Source organism: Dermacoccus barathri (genome assembly GCF_015070805.1).
Classification (GTDB): domain Bacteria; phylum Actinomycetota; class Actinomycetes; order Actinomycetales; family Dermatophilaceae; genus Dermacoccus; species Dermacoccus abyssi.
Window position 1 is genome coordinate 222,590 of the sequence record NZ_JADCTK010000005.1, and the last position, 23,058, is coordinate 245,647.

Here is a 23,058-nt window from a genome sequence, read left to right on the forward strand (position 1 = left end):
GCCAACGCGCGCGAACCTGCGGCGTCCCGCTGCCCGCCGGCTGAGGTGGAGGGGGCATAGTTGGTCTCAGCAGAGATTGTTACCCCAGCGCCCGGAGGGGGCCGAGCAGAGATGACAGCCTTGATGCCGCATTCGCGCATGTTCACGTCCGCCGCACGCACCGCCGTCGCGGCCCTCGTCATCGTCACCGCTTCGGGTGGCTGCTCCTCGGGTGACGGTGATGGCGGGGCGAGCAGATCCTCTCGGCCAGTGTCTCCCGGCGCCTCGTCGTCTGCGTCGGCGTCGACGAAGACGTCGTCACCTCGCGCCGACGACCCCGTGGCACGAGCCCGCGAGTTGCGTCGCATGTACGACTACGCCGCGGCGACGGCCGCGCTGAAGGGTCAGACCTCGAAGGAAGCCGACGCCGAGCGTCGCGCCATCGACGACGCCAAGGCGAAGGCGAAACCGTTCGCCGACAACACGCAGATCTCGCACGTCTTCTACCACTCGCTCGTCGTCGACCCGGCGCTCGCGTTCCACGCCGGGCAGGGCAAGGCGCAGGGGTACAAGGACTACATGGTCACCAAGCGCGAGTTCGTGGCGCAGCTGAACTCGATGTACGCCAAGGGGTACGTGCTCGTCCATCCACAGCGGGTTGCCAAGCGGGGCGCGGACGGGCAGATGCACCCGGTGCCGATCGTGCTGCCGGCGGGCAAGAAACCGCTCGTCCTTTCGGTTGACGACGTCAGCTACTACGAGTACATGGCCGGCGACGGGTTCGCGACGAGCCTCGTCGTTGACGGCTCGAAGGGCGTGCGCACCACCTACCCGGAGAAGGGTGGAAAGGTGCGCAAGGGGGCCGATGACGTCGTGCCGATCGTCGACGACTTCGTGCGCGATCACCCGGATTTCTCCTACCGCGGGGACAAGGGCACGATCGCGCTCACGGGCTACAACGGGGTGCTGGGTTACCGCTCGTCGTACGCCGCGTACGGCCACAGTGCGAAGACCGACGCCGAGCGCGCCAAGGCCAAGACGGTGGCGAACGCGATGAAGGCCACGGGGTGGAACTTCGCGTCGCACTCGTACGGTCACATCAACATCACCAAGGCGTCGCTGGCGACGATCAAGGCGGACGCGGCGCGCTGGGATGCCGACGTCAAGCCGATCGTCGGGCCGACGAAGGAGATCATCTTCGCGTTCGGTGCGGACATCTCGGACACCACGCCGTACTCGATGCGCAACCCGAAGTACGCGTTCCTCCACAACGTCGAGGGGTTCGACTACTTCGCGAACGTCGACGGCTCGCGCTCGAGTTGGATCCAGTTCTCGCAAGGGTCGATGCGGCAGGGGCGTATCAACATCGACGGCATCGCACTCGACGCGGCGCGGGACGGGGAGTCCTCGGTGCTCTCGAACTTCTTCGATCCCGTCGCGACGCGCGACCCGGCTCGCCCCTGACGACGGTGCCCTGCGCGGGCGCGCGGATGGCAGGCCCGAGGGGGCGGTGCGATGTCGCCGGCCGATGCCCCGGGCGCAGGCCGTGGGCGAGGCGCTCGGATGCGATCGTCGCCGACCGCTGTTAGGGTTATCTGCGAGGGGAGTACTTCCCACGTTCCGATTTCGGTCAGTACGAGCGCGCCCAGCCGCGCTCCCGTGCGGAAGCGGCGACAGCGTCGTCGTGAAGGAGACCTCAGTTCAACACGTATGCGAACTGAGGTGTGCTCATCATGGAAACCATTGCCACACCGGCGCTCTGGACGACCACGATCGTCGGTGTTCTTGTTCTGTTCGTCCTCGACTTCATCGTCACGCGCAAGCCGCACGAGGTCTCGATGAAGGAAGCGACCGGGTGGTCGCTGTTCTACATCGGTCTGCCGGTGGCGTTCGGTGGGTGGCTCTGGTCGCAGCACGGCAGCCAGATCGGCACCGAGTACTACACGGGTTACATCGTCGAGAAGTCGCTGTCGGTCGACAACCTGTTCATCTTCATGCTGCTGCTCGCGGCGTTCGCGGTGCCGAAGGCCTATCAGCAGCGGGTGCTGCTCATCGGTGTGGCGGGCGCGCTCGTCATGCGCGCCATCATGATCGCTATCGGTGCATCGCTGCTCACCAAGTTCTCATGGATGTTCGTCATCTTCGGCCTGTTCCTGCTGTGGACGGCCGTCAAGGTCTGGCGTGACACGCGCAGCGACGAGGAGGAGGAGATCGACCCGAGCGAGCTCGGTTCGGTGAAGTTCCTGCGCCGCTTCTACCCGGTGACCGACGACTACCGCGGCACGAGCATGAGCGTCGTCGAGGCCGACGAGACGGGCAAGAAGCGCCGCATACTGACGCCGCTGGCCGTCGTCACGGTGGCGGTGCTCGCGGCCGACGCGATGTTCGCGCTCGACTCGGTGCCCGCCGTCTACGGCATCACCGGCGACCCCTACCTCGTCTTCGTGACGAACGCGTTCGCGCTGCTCGGTCTGCGCGCGCTGTACTTCCTCGTCGAGGGCGTGCTGAGCAAGCTCGTGCACCTCGGGTACGGCCTCGCCGTCATCCTCGCGTTCATCGGCTACAAGCTCATCGCGCACTGGGCGCACGACGTGTGGCACTGGGTGTGGACGCCGTCGACGGCCGTCTCGTTGTCGGTCATCGTCGTGTCGCTGCTCGCCGTGACGATCTCGAGCCTCGTCGTGACGCGTCGCGCCGAGCGCGAGGAGGCCACTCGTTCGAGCTCGTGACTGAGTGACACGAGCGGGGCCGGGGTCGTGAACCTCGGCCCCGTTCCCATCCCCGGGCTCGGTGGCTACGAACACCGGGCATGACACCTCGCCCAGCCCTGGCCCGACGCAGCCGTCACGCTCTGGCCGGTGTGGCAGGCGGAGCCGCCGGTTTGTCGGTGGCCCATCTGCTCGCTGCTGCCTCGAACGCGTCGTCCTCACCGGTGCTCGCGGTCGGGTACGCGGTCATCGATCACACGCCGACGGCGGTGAAGGACTGGGCCATCGCCCACTTCGGCACCAAGGACAAGCCACTGCTCCTCGGCACGGTGGCGCTCGTCGTCGTCGTGGCCACGGCGCTCATCGGGCTGCTCGCGGGGCGGCGCAAAGCGTGGGGTGCGGTCGGCCTCGCCGCACTGGCCGCGGTGCCAGCCTGGGCCGTCATGACGCGGCCGAGCGCGCGGATCGTCGATCTCGGGCCGACGCTCGTGGCCTTCGTCGTCGGTATCGGCGTGATGCTGTTGCTGTTGCGGCTCAGTCCCTCGCCCACGCCGAGCGAGGAGGCGGATATGACCGAGCCCGGGCGGAGGGTTTTCGTCGGGGGCGTGCTCGGAAGCCTGGCGCTCAGTGGGCTCGCCGTCGCGGCGGGGCAGACGCTGCTGCAGGCGGCGAGCACGGCGAAACTGTCACTGCCGCGCGCGTGGCGTCGCGCCACACCGATTCCCGCGGGGTTCGAGCGGCGAAACCCCGCCATCACGCCGCTGCGCACACCGAACGAATCGTTCTACCGCGTCGACACGGCACTGACGGTGCCGCAGGTCGAGCGTGAGAGCTGGACCCTTACGATCGACGGCGACGTGCACCGCCGCGTCACGTTCACGTACGACGACGTCGCTGCCATGAAGCTCGTCGAGAAGAACATCACGATGACGTGCGTGAGCAACGAGGTCGGCGGCGAGTACGTCGGCGGCGCGACGTGGCTGGGCGTCCCGGTCCGCCGGCTGCTTGCCGAAGCGGGCATCAAGGAACCTCATCGCGCGGACGCGCAGGTGCTCAGCACGTCCACCGACGGGTTCACGGCGGGCACCCCGTTGGCGGCGATGCTCGATGACCGCGACGCGCTGCTCGCCATCGGTATGAACGGCGAGCCGCTCCCGCGGCGCCATGGTTTCCCGGCGCGACTCGTCGTGCCCGGCCTCTACGGCATGATCGGCTCGACGAAGTGGGTGACGAAACTGACGGTCACGACGTTCGCCGAGCACCAGGCCTACTGGACGCAGCGCGGGTGGTCGCACGATGCGCCCATCAAGCCGAGCGCTCGGATCGACTCGCCGTCGTCACTCGCCCAGGTGAAGCGAGGCGTCATCAAGGTCGGCGGCATCGCGTGGGCGCAGCGCAGTGGCGTCCGCGGCGTGCAGGTACGCCTCGACGGCGGGCCGTGGCGTGACGCCGAGCTCGGGCCCGAGGTGAACGAGGACTTCTGGCGTCAGTGGATGTATCGCCTGGACGCGAGCTCACTACCCACCGGCCAGCACACCGTCTCGGCACGGGTGATCGACGCCGACGGGGACACCCAGACGGCCGAGCGTGCCCCGGTCTTTCCGGACGGCTCGAGCGGCCTGCAGGAGCAGGTCTTCTTCCTTACCTGAGTTGCCAGGAAAAAAGTTTCGCGGCCACACCCATCCGTCGGGCAGGCGGCTTCGAACCCTTGATGACGATCGGAAGACGACCGATCGGTCAGAAGTTGGCTCAGGCCGAATCACCGCACCGAGGAGAAGATCATGAAGTCCAAGGCCACCGCACTCGTTCTCGCCACCGCCGGAGCGCTCTCGCTCGGCGCGTGCGGCAACGGGGATTCCTCCAGCGGATCCAGCTCCGCGATGTCCTCCACGACCAGCGCGAGCTCGTCGGCCAAGGCCGACTCCTCCTCGTCCAGCGCGATGGGCGAGAAGGGTATGAACGCCAGCAAGCCGTTCGGCCCCGCCTGCTCGAGCGTGCCGAAGTCCGGCAAGGGCTCCTTCCAGGGCATGACGGGCGATCCGGTCGCCACGGCGGCGTCCAACAACCCGGCCCTCTCGACCCTGACGATGGCCATCAAGAAGGCGGGGCTCGTCGACACTCTCAACACGAGCAAGGACCTCACGGTCTTCGCGCCCGCGAACTCGGCGTTCACGAAGCTGCCGAAGGCGCAGCTCGACAAGACGCTCGCCGACAAGGCCGCGCTGACCAAGCTCCTGACCGGTCACGTCGTCAAGGGCCGCATGGCGCCGAACCAGCTCGCGGGTGAGCACAAGACCCTCGCCGGGAGCACGGTGAAGGTGACCGGATCCGGCGAGAAGTTCATGGTGAACGGCAAGTCCTCGGTGGTGTGCGGGAACGTGCAGACCTCGAACGCCACCGTCTACATCATCGACTCGGTTCTCATGTGATGTGAACCCTCGGACGACGAAGCCGGGCCCCACGAGAACGATCTCGTGGGGCCCGGCTCCGTCGTCGGTCAGGGGTTCGCCGAGGGGCGGGTCAGGTGAGGTGGATCGTCAGCACGGGGTCGGAGGTGGGCTGCCGCGGCGTCGTACCCGCCTTCTCCAGGGTGGCGGCGACGATGCGGACTTCGCGCATGTCGGCGTTGAGCAGCATCGTGCTCTGACGGCCGTCGCGGTCGAACTGGCCTGAGTTGACCATGTGATTCGGTGTCGAGCCGGTCCACATCGTGTAGGCGTGTCCGGTTGCGGGTGCGAGGGCCGGCTCGAAGCGAATGGCCCCCTGGCCCTTGGAGTTGCGGGCCACCGTCACGGTGCTACCGGCGTACGTCGTTCGGCCCTTCTGCGATGTCTCGTCGTCGAGGATGTCCTGCGCCGTCACCGGCTGCTCGTCGCGCCGGTTACGCCACAGCCCGACTCCGCCGACGCCCACGACCGTGGCCGCCGCGCCTGCGAGAAAGAGACGTCGGCTCGGGCGGGATACCGGTCGGGTAGCTTCGCGGGTTTCAGCGTCAGTGGCGACCGCTCGCAGGATCTCGTCTCGCAGATGAGCCGGCGGGGCGGTGCTGCTGGGTACGGACAGGGACGCCGCAGCGTCACGCAGATGCTCGAGCTCGTTCCGACATGACGCGCAGGTGGCCAGGTGCTTCTCGAAGCGTCGTCGCTCGACGTCGTCGACGGCGTCAAGCGCGTAGGCGGCGACGAGGTCGTGCGGCTCGTCACGCATGGTCGCCTCCTTCCTCGGTTGACGTGAGGCAGTCCGCCAGCCGGCGCAGGCCGTCTCGGATGCGCGACTTCACCGTGCCGAGGGGTGCGTCGAGGCGCGTCGCCACCTCGTGGTGGGTGAGGCCGTCCCAGTAGGCCAGTTCGATGCTGGGGCGTTGGGCGGGGCTCAGGGTTTCGAGACAGTCACGCACGTCGGCGCGTTCCTGGGCGTGCATGGCTGCCTCCTCCGGCCCCGGCGACGGTGGTTCGTATGACTGCTTGGCGTAGGAGTTCTCGCGCGTTCGCGAGGCCTGAACGCTGCGCACGGTGTCGACGGCCCGGCGGTGTGCGATGGCGAGCATCCACCCCCACGGGCTGCCGTCGACGCGAAAGGTGTTGGCCTTGCGCCAGATCTCGAGAAAGACTTCCTGAGTGCATTCCTCGGCCATCGACGGGTCGCGCACGACGCGCAGTACGAGCCCATGGACGCGCGCCGACGATTGGTCGTACACCTCGGCGAAGGCAGTCTGGTCGCCGGTGCCGCAGCGAGCGAGTGACGCGGCCAGGGATGCCGCCGCAGTCGAGTCGCCCATGGGTCACCATCCTGCCTCACTCCCACCTGTTCTCGCTGCCCGGATGTGAGGTGTTCGGCGCCGGCGGCGTGGCGGATGGGCGGGCGGATGCGTTTGGCCTTGCATGCTTCGGCCTGCAGCTGAGGTGTAGAAGAGCGCAATCAGCCGCTCGTGGTCGCCATTCCGATGCCCTCGGCGTGCGCCGGCCCCAAGGGGCATGCTCACCATCGGCTGCCCAGCGCGCGTCGCTCGAGGTGTCCTGGAGCATTCCACCGCAGGTGCTTGCACCGAACTTCGCCCATTGGTCGCTGTGGGGTCCCTGAAGTCGTTACGCTCTCGCCATGAGTGCCGAGCCCCGTCGGTGGGTCGCGTGCGAGAGGTCGACGGAACGTCGTCGTCTCGGCAGGGCTGAACGGGCGACCGCATGACTGTGACCTGGTCGCCGCAGCAGCAGGATGACCTTCGGGCCGCTGCCATTGCGTGGCTATCGGCTCGGACCAATGACGGTCTGGACGCCCTCACGTCGGAGCAGATCAATGGGTTCACCTGGGGCGGTGAGCGCTTCCGTCTCATGGATGCGCAGCGGGGGATCCGGAAGCCGCGTCAATTCACGTCGGCTCTGTCCATCAGGACGACGTTTCGTCCCGCCGGCGCGGAACGGCCGTACGAGGACGACCTCGGCGTGGACGGTTTGGTGCGCTACAAGTGGCGCGGCGACGACCCCGCGCATCCGGAGAACAGGTCTCTTCGTCAAGCCATGCACGAGAGAGTTCCGCTCATCTGGTTCTGGGGTGTGGGCGTTGCGCTCTACAAGCCGGTCTTCCCCGTCTACTTGATCGCCGAGGAGCAGCGGGAGCAACAGTTCGTCGTCGCGACGGACGGTCTTCAGCACCTGGAATCGACAGGATCACGGGTGGAGGAGGTCATGCGCCGCTACCTCAGGCAGGAGACTTATCGCCGCCTGCACCAGCCAGTGTTTCGAAGCATCGTCATGCGGGCCTACGAGGCAAGCTGTGCCGTGTGCCAACTCAGGCACTCTGTCCTGTTGGATGCTGCTCACATCGTCGAAGATCGGCACGAAAGGGGTGTCGCGTCCGTTCGCAATGGTCTTGCGCTGTGCAAGATTCATCACGCCGCGTACGACGCGGGCATCCTGGGCCTCACGCCAGATCTGCGCGTGGAGGTCAGGGCAGACATTCTCGACGAGATCGATGGGCCCCTCCTGGAGCACGGGATCAAGCGCCTGCACGACACGCCTCTCATGGTGGTCCCCAGGAGCCGGCGGGAGCGCCCCGACCCGGAGCTTCTCGAGATTCACTACGAGCGGTTCCGGGCCTCATAGTGCAGGCAGATGGCGCCCTCCGTCGACGAGGCCGGGAGTTGGCTCGCCGTCGGGAGGGGCCCGTCAGTCCCGACGGCGAGAGCTGCCGTAGAAGTACGCGCGGTATTCCTCGTCGGTGACCTCCCCCGCTACACGGGCCATGGAGACCGGGTGGAGGCCCGAACCGGGGTCGTCGGCCGAGGCGAGCTCGTCGTCATACCACCCCTTCGGCTCTCAAGGCTTGCGGTGCGCCGTGATGCGTTGCGCCTCCCGCACCGCCGTGGACCAGAGCAGACCATCGATTCGGGGGACGCCGAGCGCGGTACGGATCTGCTCGGCCGCCTCGTCGGCATCGAGTCCGCAGTGCTTCACGGCGTAGAGCAACGCGACCGCCGGGGTGCGGTGGTGGGCGTGCACGCAGTGCAGGAAGACGGTGTGTCCCTCCGCCCGAAGCTCGGCGACGGTGTCGGCGGCGTCGTTCAGCGCTGCCGCGAGGTCGTTGTGCGTGCTCGGATCGTCGGAGTCGACGATCCAGTACTCGACGTGCCGCGCGGGGTGGTTGCCCCCGCCGAACCGGCGCAGCCTGGTCTCCCGGTTCTCCTGGGAGCCGATTCGCGAGAGGCTGACGACGGCGTCAGCCTGCGTGTGCGCGAGGGCCGTCTGGGTGCCCAGGTGCAGGCCCTCGTCGAAGGATGTCGGGACGTCGAGCGCTCGACCGCCCGGTGAGGGCTCGATCTCGCGCAGTGGCCAGGCGCCCGGCTGCGTTTCGCCGGCGGTTCGCAGAGCGAGCTCGACGAGGTCGCGCGCCGTCATGTCGGGCCACCCGTGGATGCGGCGGCGCCATGTTCCGGGGATGGCGGAGACGCCGTAGACGGCTCCCATGAGTGCGCCGGTGATTGCCGCGACGGTGTCGGTGTCGCGGCCCGCGCCGACTGCCGCTTCGAGTGCGTGACGGACGTGGAGGCGGTTTCCGCCCTCGTGGGCCGCGTACTTCATGACGCGCATGCTCGTGATGGCGGCGTGCGCGGCACGAAGCGCGCCGAACGTGGAGCCGTTGGCCTCGATCGTCGACGGATCGGCGAGCGTTGCCGTCTCGATCCACTCGGTCCACTGCCGGCGGCGCTCCTCGGGGATCAGGTCGAGCCCGGCGAGGAGGTCGTACTCGCCCGTCATCACCGCGTGCCGGATCGCCTCGGCGTGCAGGACACAGGAGTCGAGGACGAGCGGGTTGGCGTGCGTGAGGCGAGCGACGTTGCGCGCGTTCTCGGCGGTGGCATCGCGGTCGTGGAGGGCGGTGAGTCCGACGATGCCGTTGCGCATGAGCGCGCCGTTGCCGGCCGAGCGCTCGTGGTGCTTCGCGTAGCTGCCCGAGGCGTCGAGGGCTGCCCAGAACCATTCCTGGTCGAGGCTGCCGCCGTCTTCGTCGGGCGGGGTGTTGGTGAAGATGTCGCGCGTCGCGGCCAGGACGGCGCGCGTCTGGTTTCCGACGTCGCTCGCACCGTCGTCGAGCCAATGCTGGAAGCCGCGCATGATGCGGCCGAGTGCGCGGTCGTCGAGGTGGCCTTCAGCCGTGACGCGGGCGATGCAGATGGCCATCTGGGTGTCGTCCGACCACTCGCCCGGCGCGTAGGGGCCGAGGCCGCCGCCGACCATCTCGGGCTTCGTTTCGTGCAGGGGCGGGCCGAACTCGTAGGGGACACCGAGGGCGTCGCCACACGCCTGGCCGACGAGCACTCCCGCCGTGCGGTCGCGCTGGGTGCTGGTGAGTTTCTGGTGGGTCATCGCTGCCTCCTGTGATCTTTGATGTCAGGACGACAATAAACACCGCAGACAAATAATGTCAACTAGACATAAATGGCTGAGCTGATCTAGTGTCGAACCGACAAGAAGGGGGTGTTCGATGATCGAAGGAGCGATGCGGGATCGTGCGCAGGCGTTGGATGACGTGGTGACGGCCGCGGTGCTCGGCGACGCGCTCGCCGGGCGAGACGTGCAGCGTGCCGAGGCCGAGTTCATCGATGGTGGTCTGGTGCTGACGGTCGGGCGGTACACCGTGAGCCTGCTCGAACAGGTCGCCACGCCGCTGCCTCCGTGGGAGGGGCTGCCCGAGTGCTTCTACAGTGACTGCGGCTGCGTGATCGACCCGCGCGAGCTGATGCGGCAGCGCAGCGATGGAGTCGAGGCGCTCGCCGTCGGGATCGCGCTTGCGCGAGCCTTTGTCCCGCTGGGGGGATGCGCCGACGAGCGTCGACGCCGGTACGTGGCGAAGATCGCTGGTCATCACGGCACGCCCGCGGCGAGTGACGCCGCCTTCGTGCTCGCAGGGTTGCTCGGCGGGATGATCGCGAACGGTCATTCCTGGATGGTTCGCCCTGACTGGGACGTTCGCGGTTTCCTCTCCGTCTTCGGAGAGATGATGACGGCCGCTCCCGTCTGGCTGGAGCGCCTCATGGCGCGCTACCAGGGCCTGCACGGGATGGGTCTGGCTGCACTCGACGTCGTACCGAACACGAACCGTGCCCGGTCGCAGTTGGCGCGGGCGCTGTTCCTCGTGCAGGAGAGCGAGGACTCGTCGGCGGTGCTCGCGCGCGCTGCCGCCGTCACGCCGAACAACGGCTTGAGCATGACGGTGGCCGCACTCCTGGCGGCCCGCGTCGAGGAGTTGCGCGTGCTGCCGCTCATCGACGAGCACCCGCTTCGGGAGACAACGCGCGTCGTCGTCGAGGCGGCGCGGGCCCGCGGCGAGTGATTCGCCTCGAAGACAACCAGAACGACAGAGAGGGAAGAACGATGGACGAGTCAGAGCTGAAGGCCTACGTCGCACAGCGTGAGGAAGGGGCGCGGAGGCGCGTCGGCGAGGAGATGCGTCACTCGGTGCGGCAAGCCGCGGCTTGGAGATGCTTCGCGGAGCTGGTGCGACGCCACCCGGAACTGTGGGTGCTCGAACTGCACGGCGGGGGTGGCCAGTACGACGAGTTGGCGGTGTGGGAGCCGAAAGCAGGCTCCCTTCTCCTGCAGTGGAACTACCTGGGTTCCCTGCACATGGCCCACGTGACGACGAAGGCCGACCTCTTGCGGTGGACCGATCTGTTCACGCTCGACCCGCGGAGCGTGCTTGCGCACATCGAGAAGGTGACGCGGCTCGGGTCTCCACGAGGGATCCCGCACTCGACGCCTCGGCTGCTGACCTATCGGGCCATTGCGCACCTGGCCGGGAGCGCTGCGTTCGACCGGAACGGCGTGTCACTGGTCAGCGGGTTCTATGACTCGTCCGGTTACGGGGAGGGGCCGCGCGAGGGTGCATTTGCGGCGTTTCCAAGTATCCAGGCCCATCGCCGCCATAACGGCGAGGACGCTCCGAACGGCGTCGAGGAGTACCGCTTCTGGTTTGCCTACAAAGCGCAGGGCGAGGACGAGCCATCCAAGCCCCTCGTCGCTTTCGAGACGACGGGCCACGCCTGGAAGCCGGGCGAGGACGCCGGTGAGCGCTTCGACTTCGTCCGCATGTACGACACCGTCGGGCGCGACTTCGACCGGCTCATGGCCGCGTTCGACACGTGGCGCGCCGCGTGACGGGTCAGTGAGAATGATGCGATGAAGATCGAGCGGATCAACGGGTACGGGCCGGAGCACGAGTGCGACCACGGGGGCGGGCACCTCATGAGTCCGCCTCGCATGCGCTCTGTGCGCGAACGCCCAAACTCGATCGAAGTGCGCGCCCTCGAGATGCGTGACGGCTTCCTACGGGTCGTGTTCGATGACGGTCGCGAGCAGTGGCTCTGGCATCACGAGGCCTGGGACGACGTCGTGAAGGTCGGTGACACGGTGCTGTACCACGACCGAGCGAAGGTCGTCTCCGACAGCGAGATGGCGTGGTTGCGGGCTGTCTGCGAAGTGGATCAGTTCGACGCCTGGGAGGCGCGGCGCATCGCGAGGGGCTACGTCCGCCGCTGTGGCGAGTGCGGCAGCGCTCGATGCTCAGATCCCGCAACCTGCCCGTGGCTGACGGGCGACTTCGACATGTTCGACGTGCTCGCGGACATGGGGGATGACGCGTACGTCGTGGACCTCGACGAGAAGATGGGGCGCATCGTGGAGCGCGGCGGCACCGTCTATCCCGCGCAGAGGATCGGGTCGATCGCGGCCATGGGGCAGTCGGCTTACTGGAACTTCGAGGTCGATGTCGACCTTGAAGAGCTGGCCGCCACCGCAACACGGGATCCCGACCTGAACTACGGGATGCTCGAGCCCCGGCGCGAACGACCGCGAGGCACGTCGCGCCCGTGACGGGGAAGGTCGAGATCAGCGATTTCGAGGCGCCCCGTGTCGTCACGGACAAGGGGAGTGAGGCTCAGGCGAATGAGTTGAAGACCGCGTAATCGGCTTCCTGCAGTGCCGTGAGGAGCCATGCTCCCTTGGTTCGCGGAGCCGCCAGCGCTTCGCTGACAGCTCGATACTCGGGGTCGGAGTTCAAGAGGCCACGAAGCGTCCCCCGCACGGCGTCGTCCAGGTAGACGGTGCAGTCAAAGGTTTCGCCGTAGTTCGTGCCGCTGCGCAAGTCGGCCAGGAGCGATGCCCAGAAGGTGCGCTCGTCGTCCGAGAGTTCACCGCGGGGGTCAAGCGGGTTGAGTTCGATGGCGGCCGCCGTCATCACCCCGATGGCCTCGTCGTTGACGACGGAGAGCCAATGAGCCACCACTGCTGCTTCGTCATCACCCGGGATTGTCAGGGCTTGCGGCGCGCATGCCTCGTCGCCCGTGCTGCTGGCGACGGCCACCTGAGCAGAGATCGTGGTGAGACACCAGTCCGTCTGGGATGCGTACATGCCCATTTCGCCGGCCGAGGTAAAGGACGCCAGGGTCTCACCGTGCACGTCGCCATCGGGCGACACAAGGAAGGGTGAGGCGTCCGGCTCGGCGAAGTGAACCCGTGATCCGTTGACGCGTGCGTACCGGCGGTGCGGGGCGTCGTACGAGCCCGGGAACTCGTCGTCCTCGTCCTCGAATGAGGTGACCTTGAACTTCCAGTCATGGTCGTCGGGTTCGCCGTCACCCGTCACGACGAGACGCTGGAGAACCTTATCGTCGGCGGTGCTGATCCACACAGCGACGTCGTCAGCCAGCTGAAGGAGATCGGCCGGCGCTGGGCAATCCTCAGCGACGCCCCATTCACCCTTGGGCGCGCGTTCCCAGATCTGACCTTGCCTGCCGAGTTCTGGCCCGGCCCACAGCACGGCTTCGTCGGCGGCGCCGCGGCGAAGGACCCAAGAAACTCCCTTGCTGGGTGCGAAGTCGGCGGGGAGTTGACGTGCCGTCGGCATGCGTTTGGCCATGCTGTGCAGATTACGGCGCGGAACCCTCGTCCGAGGGGGCAACTGCCCACATCGCGACGATGTCGAGGAAGATCTCGAGAGCGCGCGCACGCCACGGCAGGAGAAGCTCCCATTCGCTCGCGCGCTTCTCTGCCTCGCTCTTGGTGGTCTCGCCTGCTTCGGCAGAGGGCTTGTTGGCCGCTGGCGACGCTGCTGACTTCTCGACTTCTTCTTTCACGGCCGAGACCACGGACTCCGGGGCTTCGAGCGCGTGCCACGTGAGGTGGTCCTTCCAGAGCCGCGCCCGCTGGGCGTCCTCGCCGAGGGTCAGCACCGTGCCGAAGTCGCTGTCGCTCGCGGAGGCGCCGAGGTAGTCGGCGACCTCGTGGGTGAGGCGCAGGACGTTGTCGTCGGTGAACGAGACGCCGACGAACAGGACATGGCTCGTCATGAGCATGCCCTGGAACAGGGAACCTGCAGGTCGGTGGGCGCTGTCGTAGCTGACGAACGACGAGCGACTCAGCACGAGGCTCTCGGGGTGCTCGGCGTCGCCGTGCATCTGGAGGATCCACGACTGGCCGGCTTCCGGGCGCTCGTAGGGGAGGGCCGCGGCCTTGCGGGGGCCGGCGGTCGCGGGAGAGAGCGTGTGTTGACCTTCGAACGCGGCCTCGTAGAACCGGTCGTAGTTCGTCGTCACGGCCTGTGGGCACTGGAGGCCCGCGAGGAGGAGATGGCCGAGCGCAGGACGGACCTTGGTCTTGCCGTCCAGACCGAGGGTCGAGATGACGGCATGGCCGAAGGTCGCATCGTTCGGACCTGCGTTGTCCGGGGTGATGAGGCGTTCGAGCAGTTCGGCCTGGTCGAGTGCCGATAGGTAGGTCATGTCCTTGACGAGCGGCTGATCGGCCTCGGAGACACGCTCCCGCAGCCCCTCCAGGAGGCTGTTCCACGTGGGGAGGCCTGCGCCGGCGCTCACCCCGGCGCCGATCATGAGGGAGAGCCCCCGCTCTGCGGCGAGACGACCGAGCCGAGCAGCCTGTCCGTCCGGCCCCATCCAGTCGGGAACATGACGATCCTCTGCGGTGGGGGCCGTTTCTCCCCGGTGGACGATCTTCCCCTCAGGAGTGGTCGGGCTCACCGCGCGCGCACGTCCGGACCCGACAGCCGGGCAGGCGACGCTGAAGCCGAGCGTTCCCAGGCGCCGGCGCTGGAGTGCCTCGAACCGCTCGCGCTCCAGCACAACGACGGCGAAATCGACGTGATGTTCGGCAGCCAGCCGCGTGAAGGTGGGCAACAGGCTTGCGATGGCGCCTTCCGGCGCGTGCCCGCCCTTGCCCGCGCTGAGCAGCGGCAGCGCGATGAGATGTTGGGCGCGTTTGCGAACAGGCTCCTTGACAACAAAGCCGGCCACGATTTCGGCCGTCAACTGAGCGAACCGCTCACCCAGTCGCTCCAGATCGATGACGCGGTCATCGTCCGTGACGTCGAGGTACCAGAAGAGTTGACGCTCGCCCTTCACCGGCGCGAGGGCCGGTCCGAAGTGCTTCTCCACCCACCCGGCCGGCTTGGCGTGTCCCTGCACCCCCATCACGTCGGCCCAGTGCGGTTCGACGGTGAACGACGTGTCCGTCGGAATGACGATGGCGTCGCAGGTGACGTCCTGCAGCCGCCCGTGAACGACGAAGACATGGCCCGGTACTGCTCGCTGCGTCACTGGAAGAGAGTACGCCGCTAGCCGCAACAAGGATCAGCTCAATCCGAACGGAGTGCGGCGGTGACTGCTCGCGTACTTGGACCGTCAGGTAGGCCAGCCCACTCTCCTTCGGGTGGCTAGGCTCCACCGTTCCGCGGGGAAAGTGGGCTCCCGGCTGCGGGGCTACGACGAACTACGAGACTGTCGTTGAGCGGCCGGTCGATCGCGGGAGCGTGGAGATCAGTTCCCCCTGCAGGCGCTCGGGGGGAGGAGGAGGAAGAAGAAGCGTCGCCGTATGGTGGAAAAGGCCAGCGCTGCCCCAGAGACCCAATTCAACCCTCCACCGCTTAGCCCACTTGGGAACTCAGTACGACGGTCCAGAGCGGCAATCCGTCTCGGCCACCGGAGGTTATCGTGCAGGTAAGGGTGGGTCGGACTGGCCGAACCGAGGGGGATAGCCTCGAGGGACGAAGATCGTGCCTATGCTCTCCTACGAGAGACCGCCACAACATCACAGGTGTCCTGCGGTCAGCGCAAACTCAGCTCGACCAAGGACGAGATCCGTACCGTGGGGTCGCTCGTCTGGCGGACCGTCCCACCGCGAGCAACGTGGTAGCCGTAGCACCAAGAACAATTCCAAAGTTGATGGACCGTAGTTCTCCTACGAGTTCGCAGGATCCAGTGAAGGAAGTCGAATCGTGCCGCTAAAAAAGTCAGACCTCTACAGCTCTCTGTGGAAGTCTTGCGATGAGCTTCGCGGCGGCATGGACGGTAGTCAGTACAAGGACTACATCCTGACACTGCTGTTCGTAAAGTACGTGTCGGATAAGGCAAAGGTTGACAACGATAGCCTCATCGAGGTGCCCGCGGGCGGATCGTTCGACGACATGCTCGCCGCCAAGGGCGACGCTGAGATCGGCGACAGGTTCAACAAGATCATCGGCAAGCTCGCCGAGGCCAACAACCTGCGCAACGTCATCGACCAGGCCGACTTCAACGCTCCCGAAAAGCTCGGCAATGGCAAGGAGATGGTCGACCGGCTGTCCAAGCTGGTGACGATCTTCGCCGACCTCGACTTCCGCGGTTCGCGCGCCGAGGGCGACGACCTACTCGGTGACGCCTACGAGTACCTGATGCGCCACTTCGCCACCGAGTCGGGCAAGAGCAAGGGGCAGTTCTACACGCCAGCTGAGGTGTCGCGCATCCTTGCCAAGGTTGTCGGTATCAACAAGGAGACCAAGCAAGACGAAACGGTCTACGACCCGGCCTGTGGCTCGGGCTCCCTGCTGCTCAAGGCCGCAGCTGAAGCGCCGCGCGGCATGACCATCTACGGCCAAGAGAAAGACAACGCCACCTGGGCGCTGTCCAAGATGAACATGATCCTGCACGGCAACGAGATCGCTGACATCCAGAAGGGCGATACACTCACCAGCCCGCAGTTCACCCACGGCAACCAACTCGACACCTTCGACTACATCGTCATGAACCCGCCGTTCTCGGTGAAGTCATGGCGTCACGGGCTTGATCTTGAGTACGGACGATTTGAGTACGGCACTCCCCCAGAAAAGAACGGTGACTACGCGTTCCTCCTGCACGCCCTTACCTCGCTGAAGTCACGTGGCAAGGCGGCGATCATCCTGCCGCACGGCGTCTTGTTCCGCGGTTACGCCGAGGCCACCATCCGCACCAAGCTGCTCAAGCAGGGCTTCATCAAAGGCATCATCGGACTGCCGGCCAACCTGTTCTACGGCACTACCATCCCCGCGTGCATCGTCGTGCTCGACAAGGAGAACGCCCAGGCCCGTACCGGCGTATTCATGATCGACGCATCCAATGGATTCATAAAGGAGGGCAATAAGAGCCGGTTGCGCGACCGAGACATCCACAAGATCGTCGATGTTTTCAACAAGCAGACCGAGATCGACCGCTTCTCGCGCATGGTGCCGATGGCCGAGATCGCCGATTCCAAGAACGACTACAACCTCAACATACCGCGCTACATCGACTCATCCGAACCCGAAGACCTGCAGGACCTCAACGCCCACATCCACGGTGGCATCCCGAACCACGACCTTGACCTGCTCAGCGCCTACTGGGACGCCTTCCCATCGCTGCGCGACCAGCTATTTGTCGCCAACCGCCCCGGCTATTCCGACCTCAAGCTCGAAGTCACCCATGTGCAGCAGGCCATCCTCGACTCGGCAGAGTTCAAGAACTTCAAGGACAAGGCACGCGGCCACGTCGTGCAGTGGTTCGAGGCACACCGTGACGCACTCGAAACCATCGACGCTGTCACCGTGCCGAACGACCTCATCACCACTCTCGGCGATGACCTGCTCAAGCGGTTCAAGCCGGTGGCGCTGCTCGACGAGTACGCCGTGTACCAGCAACTCATGAGCTACTGGCACCAGACGATGCACGATGACGTCTCGCTGATCATGAGCGACGGGTGGCTCGACGCCGCCAAGCCGCGGCTGGCCATCACCGACAAAGAACGGAAGCTCGCCGAGGAGCCTGACCTGACTATCGGCACCGGCAAGAACGCCAAGAAGTACAAGGTGGATCTCGTGCCACCAGCGCTAGTCGTGGCGCGCTACTTTGCCGATGAGCAGGCCAAGGTGGACGATCTCAATGCCGCGGCCGACGAGGCCACACGCGCCGTCGACGAGTACACCGAGGAGAACGCCGTCGAAGATGGGCTGCTCGCTGATGCAATGGACGACGACAATATCTCGAAGAAGCTCGTCACCGACCATCTCAAGATTGCCAAGGCTGATGGCTCTGATCCCGACGAGGTGAAGGCGTTGCAACATGCGCTCAAGCTCTACAACGCGGAGGCAGCCGCCAAGAAGAAGGCAAAGGATTCACAAGCGGAGCTCGACCCCGCCACGCTCAGGAGGTACGCCGACCTGGATGCAGACGACGTCAAGACGCTGGTACTCGACGATAAGTGGCAGAGGACCATTGCTCGCCGTGCGGCAGGAGAGGTTGATGCGCTGACACTCGACCTCGTTGCGCGGATCCAGCAGCTCGGTGAACGCTATATGGCAACCGTCGAGGACCTCGACGCTGAAGTTCACGACCTCGAAGCTAAGGTCACAGATCATCTTGCAAGCATGGGAGTTGAGGTATGACCGCTATCTGGGCTACATCGACTGTAGGCGAGCAATTCGACGTGCAGCTTGGAAAGATGCTCGACGCAGCCAAGAATGTTGGCGTCCCAAAGCCATACATTGGGAATCGGGCTGTTCAGTGGGGACGGGTTGATGTCTCAGCTGGAGGTATCGTGCCGATGACTCGTTCGGACTTGCAGCGCTACCGCTTGCAGGCGGGCGACCTTCTAGTGTGTGAAGGTGGCGATGTCGGCAGAGGTGCAATCTGGCGAAACGAATTGTCCGAGTGCTACTACCAGAAGGCACTCCATCGGTTGCGTGCGAAGAGGGGCTATGACGCTCGCCTGATGCTGGCTTTACTTCAGTATTGGTCGTCAATTGGCGCCTTCTCTGATTTTGTTACGCAGACAAGCATCGCTCACCTTCCGCGCGAGAAGTTCGTTCTAATGCCGCTGCCACTACCTCCCAAAGAGGAACAGCGTCGAATTGGAAAAGCGCTCCAGGATGCCGATGACCTGATCGCCACCCTAGAGCGCCTCATCGCCAAGAAACAGGCGATCAAGCAGGGCATGGTGCAGCAACTCCTGACCGGCCGCACCCGCCTGCCAGGGTTCGAAGATGACTGGTCGATGCGAACTCTCGGATCCGTCGCAACTGTAACTATGGGCCAATCGCCCGCCGGATCCACGTATAATTCGGATGCTCACGGGTTGCCCCTCATTCAAGGCAACGCGGACATTCGAGATCGAATTACTTTCGACCGGATCTGGACGACCGCCCCAACTAAGACTTGCGAGGCGAACGACGTCCTACTGACGGTTCGCGCGCCCGTCGGTTATACGGCAATAGCGTCGAAACGTAGTTGTCTCGGTCGGGGTGTTTGTGCGCTAGGCGCAAATGGTGACAACCGCTTCATCTTCCATGCGATGGTACATGCCGAGCCTGCGTGGGCGGTCTATGAACAGGGCAGCACTTTCACGGCCGTAAACTCGACCGAAGTTCGTTCCTTTACGATCAAATGGCCAACAGACGTGAAAGAGCGTGAAGCGGTCGCGGATGTACTTGACGATGCCGATAAGGAACTTTATTCACTTCGTGGCCGCCTCGCCAAGGCGCGTGCCATCAAGACCGGCATGATGCAACAACTCCTGACCGGCCGCGTTCGCCTACCCGTGGAGGCATCATGAGTGACGTCGGCCAGATCGAGCGCAAGACACAGGACCGCGTCATCAAGCTGTTCGCCGAGCAGCTCGGGTACGACAACCATGGCAACTGGGAGTACCGCCAGGGCAACTCGAACATCGAGGAGACCCTACTCACCCAGAACCTCAAGGCGCGCGGCTACTCCGACCTCCTGGTCTCTCGCGCCATCGACCAACTCAAGAAGGCCGCCGCCGTCAGTACCGGGCACGACCTGTATGAGGCAAACCGCGAGGTATACGAACTGCTGCGTTACGGCGTCAAGGTGAAGCCGAGCGTCAGCGACCCAACGGTGACGGTCTGGCTCATCGACTGGACCGATTCGAACGCCAATCACTTCGTTGTCGCCGAGGAAGTCACGGTGCTCGGACAGCACACCAAGCGGCCCGACGTCGTGCTCTACGTCAATGGCATCGCCTTCGCCACCATCGAGCTCAAGCGCTCGTATGTCGGTGTCTCCGAAGGCATCCGACAGACGCTCGGCAACCAAGACAAGCAGTTCATCCGGCCGTTCTTTTCGACGGTGCAGCTGGTCTTCGCTGGCAACGACGTCGAGGGTCTGCGCTACGGGGTCATCGACACGCCTGAGAAGTACTGGCTGGCGTGGAAGGAACCGTCCGACGTCGCTGGTCCTCTTGACCGCGCGCTGCTGCAACTGTGTAACAAGGCTCGCTTTCTCGAATTGATCCACGACTTCACCGTCTTCGACGCTGGCGTGCGCAAGACGGCTCGGCACAACCAGTTCTTCGGTGTGACAGCCGCTCAGGAGCGAATCGCCAAGCGCGAGGGCGGCATCATCTGGCACACCCAGGGGTCGGGCAAGAGCCTGACCATGGTCTGGCTGGCCAAGTGGATCCGCGAACATCAGGACGATGCGAGGGTCCTGCTGATCACCGACCGCACGGAACTCGACGAGCAGATCGAGGGCGTCTTCAAGGGTGTCAACGAGCAGATTTATCGCACCAAGAGCGGCGCCGACCTGATCGACGCGCTCAACAAGAGCCAGGAGTGGCTCATCTGCTCACTCGTTCACAAGTTCCGAGCAGCCGACAGTGACAAGAACCAGGACGAGGCGGCGGGTGACTTCATCAAGGAACTGAGCGCCTCGATCCCGAAGGACTTCTCGGCCAAGGGCAACCTGTTCGTCTTCGTCGACGAAGCCCACCGCACCCAGTCCGGCAAGATGCACACCGCCATGAAGCAGCTGCTCCCGGGTGCCATGTTCATCGGCTTCACCGGTACGCCGCTCCTCAAGGCCGACAAGGCCACCAGCATCGAGACGTTCGGCTCGTTCATCCACACCTACAAGTTCGACGAAGCGGTCGCGGACGGCGTCGTGCTCGATCTGCGCTACGAAGCCCGCACCATCGACCAGCACCTGACCAGCCCGAAGAAGGTCGACCAGTGGTTTGACATCAAGACCAAGGGCATGACCGACCTCAGCAAGGCCGATCTCAAGAAGCGCTGGGGCACGATGCAGAAGGTCGTTTCCAGTGAGCCGCGAGCCAAGCAGATCGTCGACGACATCCTGCTCGACATGGAAACCAAGCCCCGCCTGATGAACGGGCGCGGCAACGCCATGCTGGTCGGCTCCAGCATCTACCAAGCGTGCAAGTTCTACGACCTGTTCGTGGCCAGTGGCTTCAAGGGCAAGTGCGCCATCGTCACCAGCTACGCGCCGAACGCCAGCGACATCTCCAAGGAAAATTCCGGCGAGGGTAAGACCGAGAAGGTCCGCCAATACGACACCTACCGCAAGATGCTGGCCGACTACTTCGACCAACCCGAAGACGTCGCCGTCACCCGAGTCGAGGAGTTCGAGAAGGCGGTCAAGAAGCAGTTCGTCAAGAACCCGGGCCGGATGCGCCTGCTGATCGTGGTCGACAAGCTGCTGACCGGCTTCGATGCACCGAGCGCCACCTACCTCTACATCGACAAGAAGATGCGCGACCACGGGCTGTTCCAAGCCATCTGCCGCGTCAACCGACTTGACGGGGGCGACAAGGACTACGGCTACATCGTCGACTACCAGGATCTGTTCAAGTCGCTCGAAGGCGCTATAACGGACTACACCTCCGGCGCCTTGGATGGCTACGAGAAGAAGGACGTTGAAGGCCTTTTGTCTGATCGCGTCAAGAAGGCTCGTCAGGACCTTGATGAGGCGCTGGAGGCCGTTCGTGCTCTCGTCGAACCGGTGCCAAGGCCAAAGAACACTGTCGACTATTTGCGCCACTTCGCCACCATTGACGGAGACGGTGATCTGCTGAAGAAGAACGAGCAGAAGCGTGTGGCGTTCTATAAGGGCGTCTCTGCGCTCGTTCGTAGTTACGCGAACCTGGCCAACGAGATGAGCGAGGCTGGGTACTCGGCAGTGGAGGCTGAAGGAATCAGGCTAGAGGTTGCTCACCTGGTTGCTGTCCGAGCAGAGGTCAAGCTTGGCGCTGGCGAGGATGTGGACTTCAAACAGTATGAGGCCGGTATGCGCCACCTGCTCGATACGTATATCCAGGCCGACGATTCCGAGGTTCTATCCGAGTTTGAGAACGCCGGGTTGGTCGACCTCATCGTGAAGCTCGGCGCAGGTGCCATCCCGACGTTGCCGCCCGGCATCGTGAAGGAGCCGGAGGCTGTCGCCGAGACGATCGTGAACAACATGCGCAAGGTGATGATCGACGAGCACGCCACTAATCCTGCGTACTACGACAAGATGAGTGCCCTGCTCGACTCGATCATTGAGGATCGCCGTCAGGCCGCGATCGACTACAAGGAGTACTTGGCCTCACTGCTCGACGCAGCGAAGCAACTCGGTAGCAAGGAATCTGACGTTGTGTACCCGGAGTGGGTGCACGACGGTGCGCAGCGGGCCCTGGTCGATTTCAACTTCGCTGATCCGTCACACCCGATCATGGTGGATACCGCCGTAAGGACATCGAAGCCGCATAACTGGGTCGGCAACCCAATGAAGGAGAAGGTCGTGCGGCGCGCCATCGCTCAAGTGCTCCCCGGCGGCTTCGACCTTTTCGACGAACTGTTCGAGCTCGTGAAGGCACGGGATGAGTACCGCTAACGCCTACATGACAATCCGCGGGATCGACATCGATGTCATCTACAAAGACATCAAGAACCTGCACATCGGTGTCTACCCGCCACTAGGTCGTGTACGAGTAGCCGCCCCCAATCGCTTCGACGACGATGCCGTACGCTTGGCTGTCATCAAGCGGTTGCCGTGGATCAGGCAGCAGCGGCAGCAGTTCAAGAACGCCGAACGGCAGTCCGAGCGCGAGATGGTCACTGGGGAGTCTCACTATCTTTGGGGGAGCCGATACCGCCTCAAAATCGTCGACCGTCCCGGGCGTACTCATTTCGAGGTCGACGGTGACCGCCTTGTGCTCTACACGCCGCCGGGGCGCGACAGCACCTCCCTTCGCAAGGCGCTTGACGGCTGGTACCGAGAGCAGCTCCGCCACGTGCTCCCTGTCGTTATTGCTCGGTGGGAAGGCAAGCTCGGTCTGTCCGTCCCGAAGTGGACAATCCGTCGGATGAAGACCAAGTGGGGATCGTGCAATCGAGAAACCCGACACATTTGCTTCAACACTGAGCTGGCCAAGAAGCATCCGGACTGCCTTGAGTACATCGTCGTCCATGAGATGACCCACTACCTCGAAAGGGGACACGGCGCGCGGTTCATCAAGCTGATGGACTCCGTAATGCCGGACTGGCGGATTCGCCGAGACCAACTGAACGCTGAGCCGCTTGCGGCAGAGGAGTGGTCTGCGGAGGAACGGAGCGCGAGTTAAGTATCCAAGCGACAAGGATGCTGCCTGGGTGAGGCGGGGACTTCTGCATGATCGGTTCAGTCGACAGATTGAGTTCGAAGTGCATCCAGTCAGATCTCAGCATTCTCTGGTGAGGTTCGCGCGTCACCCGGCCGATCCAATGGGAGGGCGCTTTTCTTGATTCTGGATGGAGGAACGCC

Annotated in this window: 17 protein-coding genes; 12 read left to right on the forward strand and 5 right to left on the reverse strand. The window is 64.7% G+C overall.

Translation table 11 applies throughout. The annotated features are described in order from the left end of the window. Positions 1-138 precede the first annotated feature (138 nt). The 4 genes from IM689_RS11275 (at position 139) to IM689_RS11290 (ending at position 5,116) form a co-directional block, all read left to right on the forward strand. Positions 139-1,443: a polysaccharide deacetylase family protein gene (locus tag IM689_RS11275; RefSeq protein ID WP_193644043.1), complete on the forward strand. Its 1,305-nt coding sequence runs from the start codon at positions 139-141 to the stop codon at positions 1,441-1,443. A 269-nt stretch (positions 1,444-1,712) separates the two neighbouring features. Then, positions 1,713-2,708, forward strand: coding sequence for a TerC/Alx family metal homeostasis membrane protein (locus IM689_RS11280; RefSeq protein ID WP_193644044.1), 996 nt, complete (start codon positions 1,713-1,715; stop codon positions 2,706-2,708). 80 nt (positions 2,709-2,788) lie between these two features. Then, positions 2,789-4,336, forward strand: a complete 1,548-nt coding sequence (locus tag IM689_RS11285) for a molybdopterin-dependent oxidoreductase (protein WP_193644045.1) — start codon at positions 2,789-2,791, stop codon at positions 4,334-4,336. A 132-nt stretch (positions 4,337-4,468) separates the two neighbouring features. Beyond that, positions 4,469-5,116, forward strand: a complete 648-nt coding sequence (locus IM689_RS11290) for a fasciclin domain-containing protein (RefSeq protein ID WP_193644046.1) — start codon at positions 4,469-4,471, stop codon at positions 5,114-5,116. 91 nt (positions 5,117-5,207) lie between these two features. On the opposite strand, the gene IM689_RS11295 is transcribed toward IM689_RS11290, so the two are convergent. Beyond that, a complete protein-coding gene (locus IM689_RS11295; protein WP_118914966.1) occupies positions 5,208-5,894 on the reverse strand; it encodes an anti-sigma factor in 687 nt (228 codons plus the stop codon). Further along, on the reverse strand, positions 5,887-6,465 hold the full coding sequence (sigK, locus tag IM689_RS11300; RefSeq protein ID WP_118914968.1) for an ECF RNA polymerase sigma factor SigK: 579 nt from the start codon (positions 6,463-6,465) through the stop codon (positions 5,887-5,889). The genes IM689_RS11295 and sigK overlap by 8 nt, the downstream gene beginning before the upstream one ends. 403 nt (positions 6,466-6,868) lie before the next feature. Here sigK and IM689_RS11305 point away from each other — a divergent pair, with 403 nt between their 5' ends. Beyond that, entirely contained in the window at positions 6,869-7,786 is a 918-nt protein-coding gene (locus IM689_RS11305; RefSeq protein WP_193644047.1) for an HNH endonuclease, read from the forward strand. A gap of 213 nt (positions 7,787-7,999) precedes the next feature. Here IM689_RS11305 and IM689_RS11310 read toward each other — a convergent pair whose 3' ends face one another. After that, positions 8,000-9,547, reverse strand: coding sequence for an ADP-ribosylglycohydrolase family protein (locus tag IM689_RS11310; RefSeq protein ID WP_193644048.1), 1,548 nt, complete (start codon positions 9,545-9,547; stop codon positions 8,000-8,002). A 118-nt stretch (positions 9,548-9,665) separates the two neighbouring features. Between IM689_RS11310 and IM689_RS11315 the strand changes: the two genes are divergently transcribed. Genes IM689_RS11315 through IM689_RS11325 form a run of 3 tightly spaced genes read left to right on the forward strand, consistent with a single transcriptional unit; the run spans position 9,666 to position 12,052 of the window. Next, positions 9,666-10,514: a hypothetical protein gene (locus IM689_RS11315; RefSeq protein WP_193644049.1), complete on the forward strand. Its 849-nt coding sequence runs from the start codon at positions 9,666-9,668 to the stop codon at positions 10,512-10,514. Between the two features lie 41 nt (positions 10,515-10,555). Beyond that, on the forward strand, positions 10,556-11,338 hold the full coding sequence (locus IM689_RS11320; protein ID WP_193644050.1) for a TY-Chap2 family putative peptide chaperone: 783 nt from the start codon (positions 10,556-10,558) through the stop codon (positions 11,336-11,338). A gap of 21 nt (positions 11,339-11,359) precedes the next feature. Continuing rightward, positions 11,360-12,052: a hypothetical protein gene (locus IM689_RS11325; RefSeq protein WP_193644051.1), complete on the forward strand. Its 693-nt coding sequence runs from the start codon at positions 11,360-11,362 to the stop codon at positions 12,050-12,052. Between the two features lie 64 nt (positions 12,053-12,116). Here the strand turns inward: IM689_RS11325 and IM689_RS11330 are convergent, their stop codons facing one another. Beyond that, positions 12,117-13,097, reverse strand: a complete 981-nt coding sequence (locus IM689_RS11330) for a hypothetical protein (protein WP_193644052.1) — start codon at positions 13,095-13,097, stop codon at positions 12,117-12,119. Positions 13,098-13,107: 10 nt separating this feature from the next. Further along, positions 13,108-14,790: an SIR2 family NAD-dependent protein deacylase gene (locus IM689_RS15065; protein ID WP_193644053.1), complete on the reverse strand. Its 1,683-nt coding sequence runs from the start codon at positions 14,788-14,790 to the stop codon at positions 13,108-13,110. Positions 14,791-15,467: 677 nt separating this feature from the next. Here IM689_RS15065 and IM689_RS11340 point away from each other — a divergent pair. The 4 genes from IM689_RS11340 to IM689_RS11355 are packed head-to-tail and all read left to right on the forward strand — an operon-like array spanning position 15,468 to position 22,879. Beyond that, positions 15,468-17,903, forward strand: coding sequence for a type I restriction-modification system subunit M (locus IM689_RS11340; protein ID WP_193644054.1), 2,436 nt, complete (start codon positions 15,468-15,470; stop codon positions 17,901-17,903). Beyond that, on the forward strand, positions 17,900-19,069 hold the full coding sequence (locus tag IM689_RS11345; protein WP_193644055.1) for a restriction endonuclease subunit S: 1,170 nt from the start codon (positions 17,900-17,902) through the stop codon (positions 19,067-19,069). The genes IM689_RS11340 and IM689_RS11345 overlap by 4 nt, the downstream gene beginning before the upstream one ends. Beyond that, positions 19,066-22,149: a type I restriction endonuclease subunit R gene (locus tag IM689_RS11350; protein WP_193644056.1), complete on the forward strand. Its 3,084-nt coding sequence runs from the start codon at positions 19,066-19,068 to the stop codon at positions 22,147-22,149. Before IM689_RS11345 ends, IM689_RS11350 begins: the two co-directional genes overlap by 4 nt. Next, on the forward strand, positions 22,136-22,879 hold the full coding sequence (locus IM689_RS11355) for a M48 family metallopeptidase (protein ID WP_193644057.1): 744 nt from the start codon (positions 22,136-22,138) through the stop codon (positions 22,877-22,879). Before IM689_RS11350 ends, IM689_RS11355 begins: the two co-directional genes overlap by 14 nt. The last annotated feature ends 179 nt before the right edge of the window (positions 22,880-23,058 follow it).